The following is a 15,179-nucleotide window of genomic DNA, read 5'->3' on the forward strand; positions in this document are numbered from 1 at the left end:
CAGTTCGAGTACGCCACCGATCTGTTCGACGCCAGCACCATCGAACGCTGGAGCCGCCACCTGCTGCACCTGCTCGACGCCCTGCTCGGCGATGTCACGCAACCGCTGGCAACCCTGCCGCTGCTCGACGCACAACAGCGCCTGCAGTTGCTGTCATCGTTCAATACACCGCTCTCGGCACTGGACGAATCGCCGCAACGCCTGCCCCACCGGGTCTTCGAAGAACAGGCCGCGCGCACCCCGAACGCCGTGGCAGTGGTCTGCGCCGGACAGTCCCTGGGTTATGCCGAACTGAATGCCCGGGCCAACCGCATCGCCCATCGCCTGATCGCCCTGGGGGTACGTCCCGACCATACCGTTGGCCTCTGCGCCCGCCGCAGCCCGGAGATGGTGATCGGCCTGCTGGGCATCCTCAAGGCCGGCGCCGCCTACGTACCGCTGGATCCGCAATACCCGGCGCAACGCCTGGCCCATATGCTGGCCGACAGTGCGCCACAAGCCCTGGTGATTCAGCACGGGCTGCAGTTGCCGGTCCCCGAAGGCCTGGCCACGCTGGAACTGGACGACCCATCGCTGCAACAGGCTGCACAGCACAACCCCGAGGTGCCGGCGCTGGGCTTCAACCACCTGGCCTATGTCATCTACACCTCGGGCTCCACCGGCCTGCCCAAAGGCGTGATGGTCGAGCATCGCGGCCTGCGCAACCTGCTGGACTGGTACCTCGACGACCTCGAGTTCCACGCCGGGGACGCGGTGCTGCTGGCCTCCTCCTATAACTTCGACCTGACCCAGAAGAACATTCTCGCGCCACTGATGGTCGGTGCGGTGTTGCACCTGGCCGAAGAGCCGTTCAACCCCGAGGCCATCGTCACGCAGATCGCCGAAGCCGGTGTGACGCATCTGAACATGTCGCCGAGCGCATTCCATGCGCTGGTGGACGCCGACAGCCACCAGGCCCTGGCCTGTCTGAAGCGGGTGGTACTGGGGGGCGAGCCGATTCAGATCGCCATGCTGGAAAAACTCCCTCAGCCGCGACCGGCCGTGATCAACAGCTACGGCCCGACCGAGTGCAGCGACGTGGTGGCCTGGCACCGGGCGGACACCGACCTGGCGACCTACCGGGACCGTTCGATGCCCATCGGCAAGCCGATCCGCAATATGCAACTGCATGTGCTGGACAGCCACGGCCAGTTGTTGCCAGTGGGCGTACGCGGCGAAATCCATATCGGTGGCGTCGGCGTCGCCCGTGGCTACCTGAACCGGCCGGAACTGAGCGCCGAACGCTTTATCGCCGATCCGTTCGCCGATCGGGCCGAGGCCCGGCTGTACAAGACCGGTGATATCGGTCGCTGGCTGCCCGATGGCACGCTGGAATACCTGGGTCGCAACGATGACCAGGTGAAAATTCGTGGCCTGCGCGTCGAGCTGGGCGAAATCGAGGCCGCGATCGCCGCGCTGCCGGGTGTTCGCGAGGCGGCGGTGATTGCCCGCGCGCACCAAAGCGCCCCCGATAACAAGCGCCTGGTCGCCTACCTGTGCGGCGAACCGGCGTCCGCCGAGCAACTGCGTGCCGATCTGCTGCAGCGCCTGCCCGGCCATATGGTGCCCAGCGCCTTCGTGGTGCTGGACCGGTTGCCATTGACCCCCAACGGCAAGCTCGACCGCCGCGCCCTGCCGGAACCGGGCCAGGAGGCGTTCGCCAGCCGTACCTACGAGGCGCCCCAGGGGCCGGTCGAACACGCCATCGCGCAGATCTGGCAGCAATTGCTCGGCGTGGAGCGGGTCGGACGGCACGACGGTTTCTTCGAGCTGGGCGGTCATTCGCTGCTGGCGGTCAGCCTGATCGAGCGTTTGCGCCAACAGGGCATGAATGCCAGCGTACGCAGCGTATTCACTTCTCCCAATCTGCGGGAGATGGCCCTTGCCATCAGCCATGAGCCGGCAATCCGCTTCCAGGCCCCGGCCAACCGTATCCCGGCCGGCTGTACCGAGCTGACCCCGGACATGCTGCCGCTGGTGAACCTGAATGCCACGCAACTGGAGCGGATCGTCAGCGCCGTCCCCGGCGGGGCCGCCAATATCCAGGACATCTACCCGCTGGCGCCGCTGCAGGAAGGGATTCTCTTCCACCACCTGCTGGGCCACGAAGGCGATGCCTACCTGGTGCGCTCGATGATCGAATTCGACGACCGCCAGCGCCTCGATGCATTCATCGCGGCCCTGCAAACGGTCATCGACCGCCATGACATCCTGCGCACGGCGGTGCATTGGGACGGCCTGCCGCAGCCAGTGCAGGTGGTGCAACGCCAGGCGCACCTGCCGGTGCACAGCGTCACCCTCGACAGCGACCGCGACCCGCTGGAGCAGTTGCGTACCCTCAACGACCCGCGGCAGCTGCGCCTGGACCTGCGCCAGGGGCCGCTGATGCGCGCCTGCATCGCCCGCGACCCGCACTCCGAGCGCTGGCTGCTGGCCCTGCTCAACCACCACATGGCCAGCGACCACGTGACCCTGGAAATCGTCCTGGAGGAAATCCATGCGATCCTCCATGGCCAGGGCGACCAGTTGCCGGCCCCGCAGCCGTATCGTGACTTCATCGCCCAGACCCAGGCCACCCCGGCCGAGGTCCATGAAGCCTACTTCAGCCGTCGCCTGGCGGATGTCGATGCACCGACCGCACCGTTCGACCTGCTGGAAGTACAGGGCGATGGCAACCACATCGAAGAGGCCGAACTGCAACTGGGCGACGACCTGACCCGGCGGATCCGCGCCCAGGCCCGTGAGCGCGGGATGACCCCGGCGGTGCTGTTCCATGTGGCCTGGGCCCAGGTCCTGGCGCGCTGCACCGGACGCGATGACGTGGTGTTCGGCACCGTGGTCGCCGGCCGCCTGCAAGGTTCGGTCGGTGCCGAACGGGCCCTGGGGGTGTTCATCAACACCCTGCCGGTTCGCGTGCAACTGGCCAGCCAGGGTGCTCATGAACTGCTGCTGGCCACCCACCGCGACCTTGGCGAACTGCTGATCCACGAGCAGGCCTCCCTGGCCCTGGCCCAGCGTTGCAGCGGTGTGGCGACAGCCTTGCCGCTGTTCACCAGCCTGCTCAACTACCGGCACCAGAGCGACGACAGCCAGTTGCAGTGGCCGGGCATGCGCCTGCTTGGCAGTGCCGAACGGACCAACTACCCGCTGACCCTGTCGGTCAACGATTACGGCGATGCCCTGGGCCTGCAGGTGCAAGGCGTGCGGCCGGTGGACCCACAGCGCCTGTGCGCACTGATGCAACGGGCATTGGAGCAACTGACCCAGGCGCTGATGTACACGCCGAAGATCGCGCTCACGGAACTGGATGTGCTGCCGCCCGCCGAACGTACCCTGCTGCTGGACACCTTCAACCAGAATCATCTGGACTATCCGAAGGACGTCTGCATCCAACAGCTGTTCGAAGAGCAGGTGGGCAGGACGCCGACCGCCATCGCCCTGACCGATGCCCATGGGCAGCTCGACTACGCCACGCTCAACGCCCGCGCCAACCGCCTGGCCCGGCGCCTGGTCGAGGCTGGTACGCGGCCGGGTGACCTGGTGGCGATCTGCGTCGAGCGCGGTACGGCGATGATCATCGGCCTGCTCGGCATCCTCAAGGCCGGTGCCGCCTATGTACCACTGGACCCGACCTACCCGGCCGAACGCCTGGCCGCCATCGTCGGGGACGCCCAGCCACGCCTGTTGCTGGCCGATCCGCTCGGACGTGCGGCGCTCGGCGAGCCGGTTGGCGAAACCCGCTGCCTGGCCATCGAACAGGCGGACACCACGGCACCGGTGCCGCCCGCGGAGGCGGCGAACCTGACGTTCGCCGCCTCCGAGCTGACCTCGGCGCACCTGGCCTACGTGATCTACACCTCGGGCTCCACCGGCAAGCCCAAGGGCGTGACGATCGAGCACCGCAGCCTGGTGGCCTCGACCCTGGCCCGCTGTGCGGTGTACGCCTCGGACAGCGAACGGCGCTTCCTGCTGCTGTCGTCGATCGCCTTCGACAGCTCCGTGGCGGGGATCTTCGGCACCCTGCTCAGCGGCGGCACCTTGTGCATCCCGGATGCCGACACGGCCCGCGACCCCGAGGCCATTGCCCGGTTCATCGATGCGCAGGCGGTCACCACCCTGCTCTGCGTCCCGTCCCTGGGTCGCCTGGTGCTGGGCAGCCTGGCGGCCACCAGGGGCCGCCGCACCCTGCGGGAGATGATCGTCGCCGGCGAAACCTGCCCACCGTTGCTGGTGCGCGAGTGTGCCGAATTCGAGCCGGCCATCACCTTGTACAACGAATACGGGCCGACCGAGGCCACGGTCTGGGCCACGGTGCATCGCTGCACGCCGGACGATCAGGGCACGGTGCCTGTCGGCCGGCCGATCCCCAACACCCGCCTGTACCTGCTCGACCCACAGGGCCAGCCGGTTCCGCTGGGCGTCTCGGGCGAACTCTACATTGGCGGCGACGGGGTGGCTCGCGGCTATCTGAACCGGCCGCAGTTGAACGCCGAGCACTTCCTCGCCGACCCGTTCGCGGCCGGCGACGACGCCCGGATGTATCGCACCGGCGATCTGGTGCGCCTGCGGGCCGACGGGGTGCTCGAGTTCCTCGGGCGCAACGACCAGCAGGTGAAGATCCGCGGCTTCCGTATCGAACCGGGGGAGATCGAAGCGCTGATGCTGACCCTGCCGGGTGTGCGCGAGGCTGCGGTGATCGCCCGCGAGGACGTGCCGGGAGCCCGGCGCCTGGTGGCCTACCTCAGCGTCGAACCGCACCTGTCCGCCGGCAACGCCAGTCAGACACTGAGGCCGTACCTCAGCTCGCAGTTGCCGGACTACATGGTGCCGTCGGCCTTCGTGGTGCTCGAACAGCTGCCGTTGAGCCCCAACGGCAAGCTCGACCGCCAGGCCCTGCCCGCCCCGGGAGCCGAGGATTTCGCCCACCGCGAATACGAAGCGCCCAACGGTGAGACCGAGGAGCTGCTGGCCGCGATCTGGGCCGAGCTGCTGGGCCTGGAGCGGATCGGTCGCCACGACGACTTCTTCGAACTCGGCGGTCACTCGCTGCTGGCGGTGCAACTGACCTTGCGGGCCCGCGAGACCTTCGGCGTCGAAGTGCCCCTGCGCGGCCTGTTCGAACACCCGTCGCTGCAGGCGTTGGCCGACCTGGTCACCACCTTGCAACTGGCTCAGTACGAGTCCGACGAACTGCTGGACCTGCAACAAGAAATGGCTTCGCTGTCTGAAAGCGAACTGCTCGCTATCGTCTCCAAGGATGCTTGATAAATTGAATTCACATAACGATAGTCTCGACCAGTTGAAACGTGCCGCACTGCTTCGTCTGCTCAAGCAACGCGGTGCGACACGGGTCATCGATACCGTCCCTGACGCCATGCCTGCGGTGGACCGCAACGGCCCGCTGGCCTTGTCGTTCGCCCAGCAACGCCTCTGGTTCCTCGACCAGCTGGACCCGACGGCCAGTGCCGCCTATCACATGCCGGCCGCACTGGTGCTGCAGGGCCCGCTGGACCGCAACGCCCTCAAGGCCGCCCTCGATCGCCTGGTTGCCCGCCATGAAAGCCTGCGCACCACCTTCCGCCGCGAGGGCGAGCAGCCGGTGCAGGTCATTGCCGCGGCAGACTGCGGCTTCAACCTGGTGGAGCACGACCTGCGCCACCTGCCCCGGGACCAGGCCGAACAACAGGCCGTGCAACTGAGCGAGCAGGAAGCGGCGGCGCCCTTCGACCTGCTCCACGGCCCGCTGATCCGCGGCAGCCTGCTGCGCCTGGCCGAGGATGAACATCGCCTGCTGATCACCCAGCACCACATTATCTCCGATGGCTGGTCCATCGGCGTGCTGGTCAAGGAATTCGCCGCGCTGTACCAGGCCTTCAGTACCGGTCAGCCCGACCCGCTGCCCGCCCTGACCCTGCAATATGCCGACTATGCGGCCTGGCAACGCCAGCAGCTGGAGGGCGAACGCCTGAACCGGCATGTCGAGTACTGGCGCAGCCAACTGGCCGGTGCCCCGGCCCTGCTGACCCTGCCCACCGACCGGCCGCGCCCGGCCGTGCAGAGCTACAAGGGCGAGACCCTGGGCTTCGACCTGCCGGTGGCGCTGTCCGAGGCCATCGGCAAGTTCGCCCAGTCCCGCGCCGCAACGCCGTTCATGACCCTGATGGCCGCCTGGGCGGTCCTGCTGGGCCGAATCAGTGGCCAGCAGGACGTGGTGATCGGCACCGTGACCGCCAACCGCGACCGCCCGGAGGTGCAGGCGCTGATCGGCTTCTTCGTCAACACCCTGGCCCTGCGCGTGCGCCTGGACGCCAACCCGACCCTCGATCAGGTGCTGCAACAGGTCAGGGAACTGATGCTGGAGTCCGCCAGCCGCCAGGACACGCCGTTCGAGCAGATCGTCGAAGCCCTCAAGCCACCGCGCAGCGCCAGCTACAGCCCGGTGTTCCAGACCATGCTCTACACCAATGCCGGCGGTGCCGGCGGGCAGTTGCAGTTGCCGGGGCTGAACCTGCAGTTCCTGCCGTCGCACAAGGACAACACCCAGCACGACCTGTCGCTGCACATCGATGAAGGCGGTCCGAGCCTGTCCTGCAGCCTGTCGTACTCCACCGCGCTGTTCGACGCCGGCACCATCGAACGCCTGGCGGCGCGCTTCGAGCGCCTGCTGCGTTGCTTCACCGAAGCCCCGCAGACCCGCATCGGCGCCCTGGAACTGGACCCGGCCCCGAACCTGCCCGAAGTCACCCGGCAGGCGCCGGTCGCGCAGCGCACGCCGCTGTCCTATCACCAGGAGCGCGTCTGGTTCGTCGATACCTTCGAAACCGGTTACCTGTATGAAGCCAACCCGGTCTACCACAACGTCGCCCTATTGCTGGAGCTGTCCGGCGAGTTGAATGTCGCGGCCCTGCAAGCGGCCCTCGACGGGCTGCTGGCCCGTCACGCCATCCTGCGTTGCCGGGTGCATTCCGACGGTGCCACCGCCTGGCAGAGCTTCGACGCAGCGGCCAGCCTGACGCTGGAACAGTTCCAGGCGGCCCCGGGCGAGCTGAGTGCCCTGGCGCTGGCGCAGACCCGCCGCCCACTGCAAATGAACGGCGGCAGCCTGGTGCGTGCCAGCCTGGTGCGCGCCGACGGGAACGACGCCGTGCTGGCCCTGGCCGTGCATCACCTGCTGGCCGACCGCACCTCCCTGCAGTTGCTCAAGCGCGACCTGCTGGCGCTCTATGAAGCCGCCTGCGCCGGGCGCGAGGCCCTGCTGCCGCCGCTGGCCCTGAGCTACGCCGACTTCGCCGCCTGGCAACGCCAGTTGCCCGCCGCCGTGCTGGAAAACCTGCGTGCCTACTGGTCCTACCAGCTGCGTGGCAAGCTGCAGGCCCTGGAACTGCCACTCAACCGCCCACGGGCGGCGGTCCATGTCTTCACCGAAGCCACTCATGAGTTCGTCATCGAGGCGGCGCTGGTCAAGCGCCTCGGCGACCTGGCCCGCGAGGTCGGCGTCGGTACCGACAGCCTGGCCCTGAGTGCCTTCACCGCCCTGCTGCGGCGTTATGCCGGGCACGACGAACTGGTCGTCGGCACCAGCGCGGCATGCCGCGAACCGGCCCTGCAGGACGTGGTGGGGCCGCTGGACAACCTGGTGGTGATCCGCAGCCACTGCGACAGCGACACCACCCTGCTGGCGCTGCTGGAGCAGACCGCCGGCACCCTTTCCGACGCCCGGCGGCATCGGCACATGCAGTTCGACCAACTGGTGCTGGCGCTCAATCCGGCCAAGGACATGAGCCGCACCGCACTGTTCGACGTGCTGTTCGACTTCCAGCAGGCCAGTAACCAGCGCACCCTGGTGGCCGGGCTCGAGGTCAATACCCTGGAAACCAACCTGGGTTATGGCAAGAACGACCTGCACCTGTTGATCGATGCCGGCGAACAGCAATGGCGCGGGCACCTGGCCTACAACGCCGACTTCTTCGACCCCGAGTTCATCCACCAACTGATGCGGCACTACGTGCGCCTGTTGCAGGCGCTCGTCGACACCCCGCAGTTGCGGGTCGATGATGTCGCCCTGCTGGACGCGGTCGAGCGCCAGCGGCAGATTCTCTATTTCAATGACACCGAGGCCGCCTGGCCCGACACCCTGACCCTGCACCAGATCTTCGAGGAGCAGGCCCGCCAGACACCGGACCGTATCGCCGTCAACCTGGGCGAGGAACGCCTGAGCTATCGCCAGCTCAACGAACAGGCCAACCGCCTGGCGCACAGCCTGCGCGATGCCGGCGTCCAGCCGCAGGAACTGGTGGCCATCGTCCTCGAACGCTCGCTGGCCATGATCGTTGCTACCCTGGCGGTGCTCAAGGCCGGCGCCGCCTACGTACCGATCGATCCCGCTTCGCCGGCCGAGCGTATCGCCTACGTATTGCGCGACAGCGGCGCACGCAAGGCCGTCGCCGGCCGGGAAACCAGCCCGGCGCTGCTGGCGCTCGGGATCGAAGTCTTCTCCAGTGACGCCCACGCGGACACCGGGGGCAGTCCCCGGGATCTGGCCAACCTGCCCAACCTCAACGCCCCGGACCATCTGTGCTATGTGATCTATACCTCGGGCTCCACCGGCGAACCCAAGGGCGCGTTGCTCGAACACCGCAACGTGGTACGCCTGCTGCACAACAATCGCTCGGCCTTCGATTTCAGTGCCGAGGATGTCTGGTCGCTGTTCCATTCCAACGCCTTCGACTTTTCGGTCTGGGAAATGTACGGTGCCCTGCTTTTCGGCGGCCGCCTGACCCTGGTGCCCGAGGCCCTGCGTCGCGATCCGGGGGAACTGCTGGCGTTCCTCGAACGCGAACAGGTGAGTGTGCTCAACCAGACGCCGTCGGCCTTCCTGCAACTGAGCGCGGCCGCACTGGCCGGCCACGATGTACGCCTGGAACGCCTGCGCTATGTGATTTTCGGCGGTGAAAGCCTGGAACTGGGCAAGCTCGATGCCTTCCATCGTGCCTTCCCCCAGGTGGCGCTGGTGAACATGTACGGCATCACCGAAACCTGCGTGCACGTAACCTACAAGGCGATCGGCGCGGCGGACATCGCCGCCGGCATTTCCAATGTCGGGCGGCCGATCCCGACCACCGTGGCCTACATCCTCGACGCCCAGCAACGGCTGCTGCCGATCGGCGTGGCCGGGGAAATCTGCGTGGGCGGGCTGGGGGTCGGCCGCGGCTACCTGAACCGCGAGGCGCTGACCGCCGAACGGTTCATCGCCGACCCAATGCGCCCCGGCGAACGCCTGTACCGCTCCGGTGACCTCGGCAAGCTGCTGGACAACGGCGAAATCATTCACCTGGGCCGGATGGACGCCCAGGTGAAGATTCGCGGCTTCCGTATCGAACTGGGGGAAATCGAGGCCAAACTGCTGGCCTGCGACGGCGTGCGTGAGGCGCGGGTGCTGGCCCGCGACGATGCGGCCCAGGGCAAGCGCCTGATCGCCTACCTGATCCCGCAATCCTCGAACCGCCTGGACGTGGCAGCGCTGCGCAAGCAACTGGGCGCCACCCTGCCCGACTACATGATTCCCACGGCCTTCGTCAGTGTGGCCGCCTACCCGCTCACCGGCAACGGCAAGCTGGACCAGGACGCGCTGCCGGCGCCGGATCTGGACGCCATGTCCGAGCGCGGCTACACCGCGCCCGAAGGTGCCACCGAACAGGCCCTGGCGCAGATATTCCAGGAACTGCTGGGGCTGGAGCGCGTCGGTCGCCACGACAGTTTCTTCGAACTCGGCGGCCACTCCCTGCTGGCCGCGCAACTGGTGTCCCGCGTACGCCAGCAACTGGGCGGCGAGATGATGCTGCGCCAGCTGTTCAGCCATCCGACGGTGGCGGAGCTGGCGCGCGTGGTCAGTGGCCTGCAAACGGCCGCCAGCGACAGCATCACCGTCGTCGAGCGCGGCGTGCCACTGGCGCTGTCGTTCGCCCAGCAGCGCCTGTGGTTCCTCGACCAGCTCGATCCCGGTGCCAGCAGTGCCTACCATATGCCGATGTCGCTGCTGTTGCGTGGCGATCTCGACCGCAGCGCGCTGAAAGCCGCGCTCGACCGCCTGGTGGCGCGCCACGAAAGCCTGCGCACCACCTTCCAGCGCCAGGGCGAGCAGCCGGTGCAGATCATCGCCCCGGCCGATTGCGGTTTCAGCCTGGCCGAACAGGACCTGCGCGCGCTGTCCTACGAGCAGGCCAGCCTCAGTGCCTCGCGCATCGGCAACAATGAAGCGACGGAGCCCTTCGACCTGCAACGCGGCCCGCTGATTCGCGGACGCCTGTTGCGCCTGGCCGATGACGAGCACATCCTGCTCATCACCCAGCACCACATCATCTCCGATGGCTGGTCGGTGGGCGTACTGGTCAAGGAATTCACCGAGCTTTACCGGGCCTTCAGCCAGGGCCAACCGGACCCGCTGCCGGAGCTGTCGATCCAGTATGCCGACTATGCCGCCTGGCAGCGTCGCACCTTCACCGGCGAGTACCTGGCCGAACAGGCCGAGTTCTGGCGCGGCCACCTCGGCGGAGCGCCGGCGCTGCTGTCGCTGCCCACCGATCGGCCACGTCCGGCGGTGCAGAGCTACCGCGGCGGCGACGTGCCGGTACAGATCGCTCCGGCGCTGTACCAGCGCCTGGAACGCTTCTGCCAGGCCAACAACGTCACCCTGTTCATGGCGCTGCTCAGTGCCTGGTCGGTGCTGATGGCCCGCCTGGGCAATGAACGCGACGTGGTGATCGGTGTGCCGACGGCCAACCGCGGCCGCACCGAAACCGAAAACCTGATCGGTTTCTTCGTCAATACCCTGGCCCTGCGCGTGGACCTGGGGCAGAACCCGAGCGTCGGGCAGTTGCTGGCACAGGTCCGTCAGACCCTCCTGGCGGCCCAGGAGCATCAGGACATTCCGTTCGAGCAGGTGATCGAGGCGTTGCAGCCACCGCGCTCGCTGAGCCACAACCCGCTGTGCCAGGTCGCCCTGTCGCTGGACAACACGCCGGTCGGCGCCGAGCAAAGCCTGCCCGGGCTGAACGTGATCCCCGTGGCCCAGGCCCATGAAACCGCACAATTCGACCTGATGCTGACCCTGGGCAGCGAAGGCGGCAACCTGAGCGGGGTGATCGAATATGCCAGCGACCTGTTCGACCGCGGCACTGTCGAACGCTTCGCCCAGCACTTCCAGACTCTGCTCGAGGCGCTGGTGGCGGATGTCGAGCAGCCGGTGCTCGGCCTGCCCTTGCTGACCCCGGCGCAACGCCAGGCCTCGCCGGCCCTGCGGCCGCCCAAGGCGGTGTTCCCGGTCGAGCAGTTGATTCACCAGCGTTTCGAAGCCCAGGCGCAAGCGCACCCACAACGCACCGCCCTGGTCTTCGGCGAACAGACACTGAGCTACCAGGCGCTCAACCGCCGCGCCAACGGCATCGCCCGTGCCCTGCTCGCCCAGGGTGTGCGCCCCGATGACCGGGTGGCAGTCCTGTCGTTGCGCGGTGTCGACCTGCTCTGCGCGGTGCTGGCGGTACTCAAGGCCGGCGCGGCCTATGTGCCGCTGGACCCGGCCTACCCGGCCGAACGCCTCGGCTACCTGCTGGACGACAGCGCGCCAGTGGCGCTGCTGGCCCAGGCCGACTGCCTCGACGCCCTGCCGCCGCATGCCGTACCGGTGTTGACACTAGATGAGCTCAACCGCGCGGACGCCGCCAGTGACAGCAGCCTGGACCGCAACCCGCAGGCCGACGAACTGGGCCTGACACCACGGCACCTGGCGTATGTCATCTACACCTCGGGTTCCACCGGCCTGCCCAAGGGGGTGCTGGTGGAACACGGCAACGTCGCCCGCCTGTTCGACGCCACCGCCGAGCTGTTCGACTTCGATCACAACGACACCTGGACGCTGTTCCACTCCTTCGCCTTCGACTTCTCGGTCTGGGAAATCTGGGGCGCCCTGAGTTACGGCGGCAAGCTGGTGATCGTGCCGAGTGACGTCGCCCGTTCGCCGGACGACTTCTACGCGCTGGTCTGCCAGCAGCAGGTCACGGTGCTGAACCAGACGCCGAGCGCCTTCCGCCAGTTCATCGAAGCCCGCGGCCGCAGCGCGCAGGAGCATGCGCTGCGGGAAGTGATCTTCGGTGGCGAGGCCCTGGACTTCCGCAGCCTGCGGCCGTGGACGGCGACCACCCCGCTGTCGCGTACCCGCCTGGTGAACATGTACGGGATCACCGAGATCACCGTGCACGCCACCTACTACCCGGTCAGCCAGGCCGAGATCGACGCCGCCGCGCCCAGCCTGATCGGCCCGGCACTGCCGGACCTGTGCCTGCGCATTCTCGACGACTACCAGCAGCCGGTACCGGTGGGCGTCAATGGCGAGATCTACATCGGGGGTGCCGGGGTCGCCCGGCATTACCTGAACCGCGACGCGTTGAACGCCGAACGGTTCATCGCCGACCCCTACTCCGACCTCCCTGGTGCGCGCCTCTACCGCACCGGTGACGTCGCCCGCTACCGCGCCGATGGTGGCGTGGTCTACGTCGGTCGCAACGACTCGCAGATCAAGATCCGTGGTTTCCGTATCGAACTGGGTGAAATCGAAGCGCAACTGCAGGCCTGCACCGGTGTGCGCGAAGCCATGGTGATCGTGCGCGAGGACCAACCCGGCGACAAACGCCTGGTGGCCTACCTGATCGCCGAGGACGGCAGCAGCCTCGATGCCTCGGCCCTGCGCAGCCAGCTGGCCAGCGTCCTGGCCGAACACATGCTGCCGAGTGCCTTCGTGACCCTCGCCGCCTGGCCGCTGACCACCAATGGCAAGCTGGACCGTGCGGCGCTGCCGGCACCGGACCGCGATGCCGCGGTGAGCCGCGACTACGAGGCGCCGCTGGGCGAGATCGAACTCACCCTGGCCCAGGCCTGGCAGGAACTGCTCGGTATCGAGCGTGTGGGGCGCCAGGATCATTTCTTCGAACTCGGCGGTCACTCCTTCCTGGTCATCAGCCTGATCGAGCGCCTGCGCCAGGCCGGCCTGCAACTGGACGTGCGCACGGTGTTCTCGGCACCGACCCTGCAAGCCATGGCCACCGTGCTGGCCGGTGGCGACAATGCCGAACGGCAGGTGCCGGCCAACCTGATCCCGGCCGATTGCACGGCCCTGACGCCGGACATGCTGCCGCTGGTGACCCTGAGCCAGCAGGAGATCGAGCAGATCGTCGCCGATGTGCCCGGTGGCGCGGCCAACGTGCAGGACATCTACCCGCTGTCGTCCTTGCAGGAAGGCATCCTGTTCCACCACCTGTTGCAGTCCGAAGGCGATGCCTACCTGATGCGCACCGTGGTGACCTTCACCAGCCGCACCCTGCTCGATGACTTCCTCGGCGCGGTGCAGGTGGTGATCGACCGCCATGACATCCTGCGTACCGCCCTGCGCTGGCAAGGCCTGCCGCAACCGGTGCAGGTGGTCCATCGTCGCGCCCGGCTGCCGGTGGTCACACTCGACTGCGCGCCCGGCGTGGACGCCTTGCAGATGCTGCGTGAACGAACCGACACCCACCATTTGCGCCTGGATCTGCAACAGGCGCCGCTGATCGCCGCGTACGTCACCTACGATGCCCCGCGCGAACAGTGGCTGCTGGCGTTGCTCGACCATCACCTGGTCAGCGACAACGTGACCTTGCGCCTGATCATGCGCGAGATCCAGGCGGTCCTGGCCGGGCAGGCCGACCAACTGCCACCGTCCCAGCCGTACCGCAATTTCATCGCCCAGGCCGCCAGCATCTCCCAGGCCGAGCATGAAGCCTACTTCCGCCGCCTGCTGGCGGATGTCGACGCCACCACTGCGCCCTACGGCGTGCTGGATGTGCATGGCAACGGTGCCGGGATCCAGCGTTCGGTGCAGCACCTGAGCGAAGACCTCAGCCAGCGCGTGCACCGCAGCGCACGGGCCCAGGGCGTACCGACCTCGGTACTGTTCCATGCGGCCTGGGGCCTGGTGGTCGCGGCCACCAGCGGACGCGACGACGGGATCTTCGGCACGGTGCTGTCGGGCCGTTCCCAGGGCACCACCGGCGCCGACCAGGCATTGGGGATGTTCATCAACACCCTGCCGATGCGCATTCGCCTGCAACACACCAGCGTGCGCGATATCGTCCAGGATGCCTACCAGCAGCTCAGCGAACTGCTGACCCACGAACAGGCGCCGCTGGCCCTGGCCCAGCGGTGCAGTGCGGTGGATGCCGCGCTGCCGTTGTTCACGGTGATCCTCAACTGCCGCCACGGCGATCTGGTCAACGCCTCCGGGGAGGACGTCGAGGACATGGCGGACCATGACGGCATCCACTTCCTCGCCTCGGAAACCCGTACCAACTATCCGATCGAGATTGCCGTGGCCAACGTCGGCGAGGTGTTCTCCCTCACCGCACAATCGATCAGCGGCATCGACCCGCACTGCATCGCGGCCTACCTGGGCCAGGCCGTTGCCGAACTGGTCGATGCCCTTGAACAGGACCCCGCACGCCCGGCCGCCGACCTGAAGGTCGTGCCCGAAGCCGAACGGCAACAGTTGCTCCACGGCTTCAACGACACCGCCACCGACTTCGGACCGGCCCAGCCGATCCATACCCTGTTCGAAGCCCAGGTCCGCGCCAACCCCGACGCCGTAGCCCTGCTCTGCGAAGACCGCCAGTTGAGCTATCGCCAGCTCAACCGCCGCGCCAACCATCTGGCCCGGCAACTGCTGCAACTCGGGGTCCGGCCGGACGAGCGCGTGGCCATCTGCGCCGAACGCAGCCTCGACATGATCGTCGGCCTGCTCGGCGTGCTCAAGGCCGGGGCCGCCTATCTCCCCATCGACCCGGCCCACCCGGCCGAGCGCATGGCCTTCATGCTCCAGGACAGCCAGCCACGGGCAGTGCTGACCCAGGCCGCGCTATCGCTGCCGGCCGGCGACCTGCCGCTGTTGCTGCTGGACACCGCCGAATCGCTGCAGGCCGTACAGGATGAGGCCTTCGACGCCAACCCGGTGGTTGCCGGCCTGACCCCGCAGCACCTGGCCTATGTGATCTACACCTCCGGCTCCACCGGCCAATCCAAGGGCGTGATGGTCGAGCACCGCTCGGTGTTCAACTTCT

Annotated in this window: 2 protein-coding genes; both read left to right on the forward strand. The window is 67.6% G+C overall.

The genetic code is table 11. From position 1 onward, the window contains the following. Window positions 1-5,304 (forward strand): non-ribosomal peptide synthetase (locus PF66_RS17210; RefSeq protein WP_152973047.1); only part of this gene is annotated, 5,304 nt, incomplete at its 5' end. A gap of 4 nt (window positions 5,305-5,308) precedes the next feature. Beyond that, window positions 5,309-15,179 (forward strand): non-ribosomal peptide synthetase (locus tag PF66_RS17215; RefSeq protein ID WP_054063364.1); only part of this gene is annotated, 9,871 nt, incomplete at its 3' end.

The sequence above is a fragment of the Pseudomonas asplenii genome, assembly GCF_001293465.1.
GTDB classification, from domain to species: domain Bacteria; phylum Pseudomonadota; class Gammaproteobacteria; order Pseudomonadales; family Pseudomonadaceae; genus Aquipseudomonas; species Aquipseudomonas fuscovaginae_B.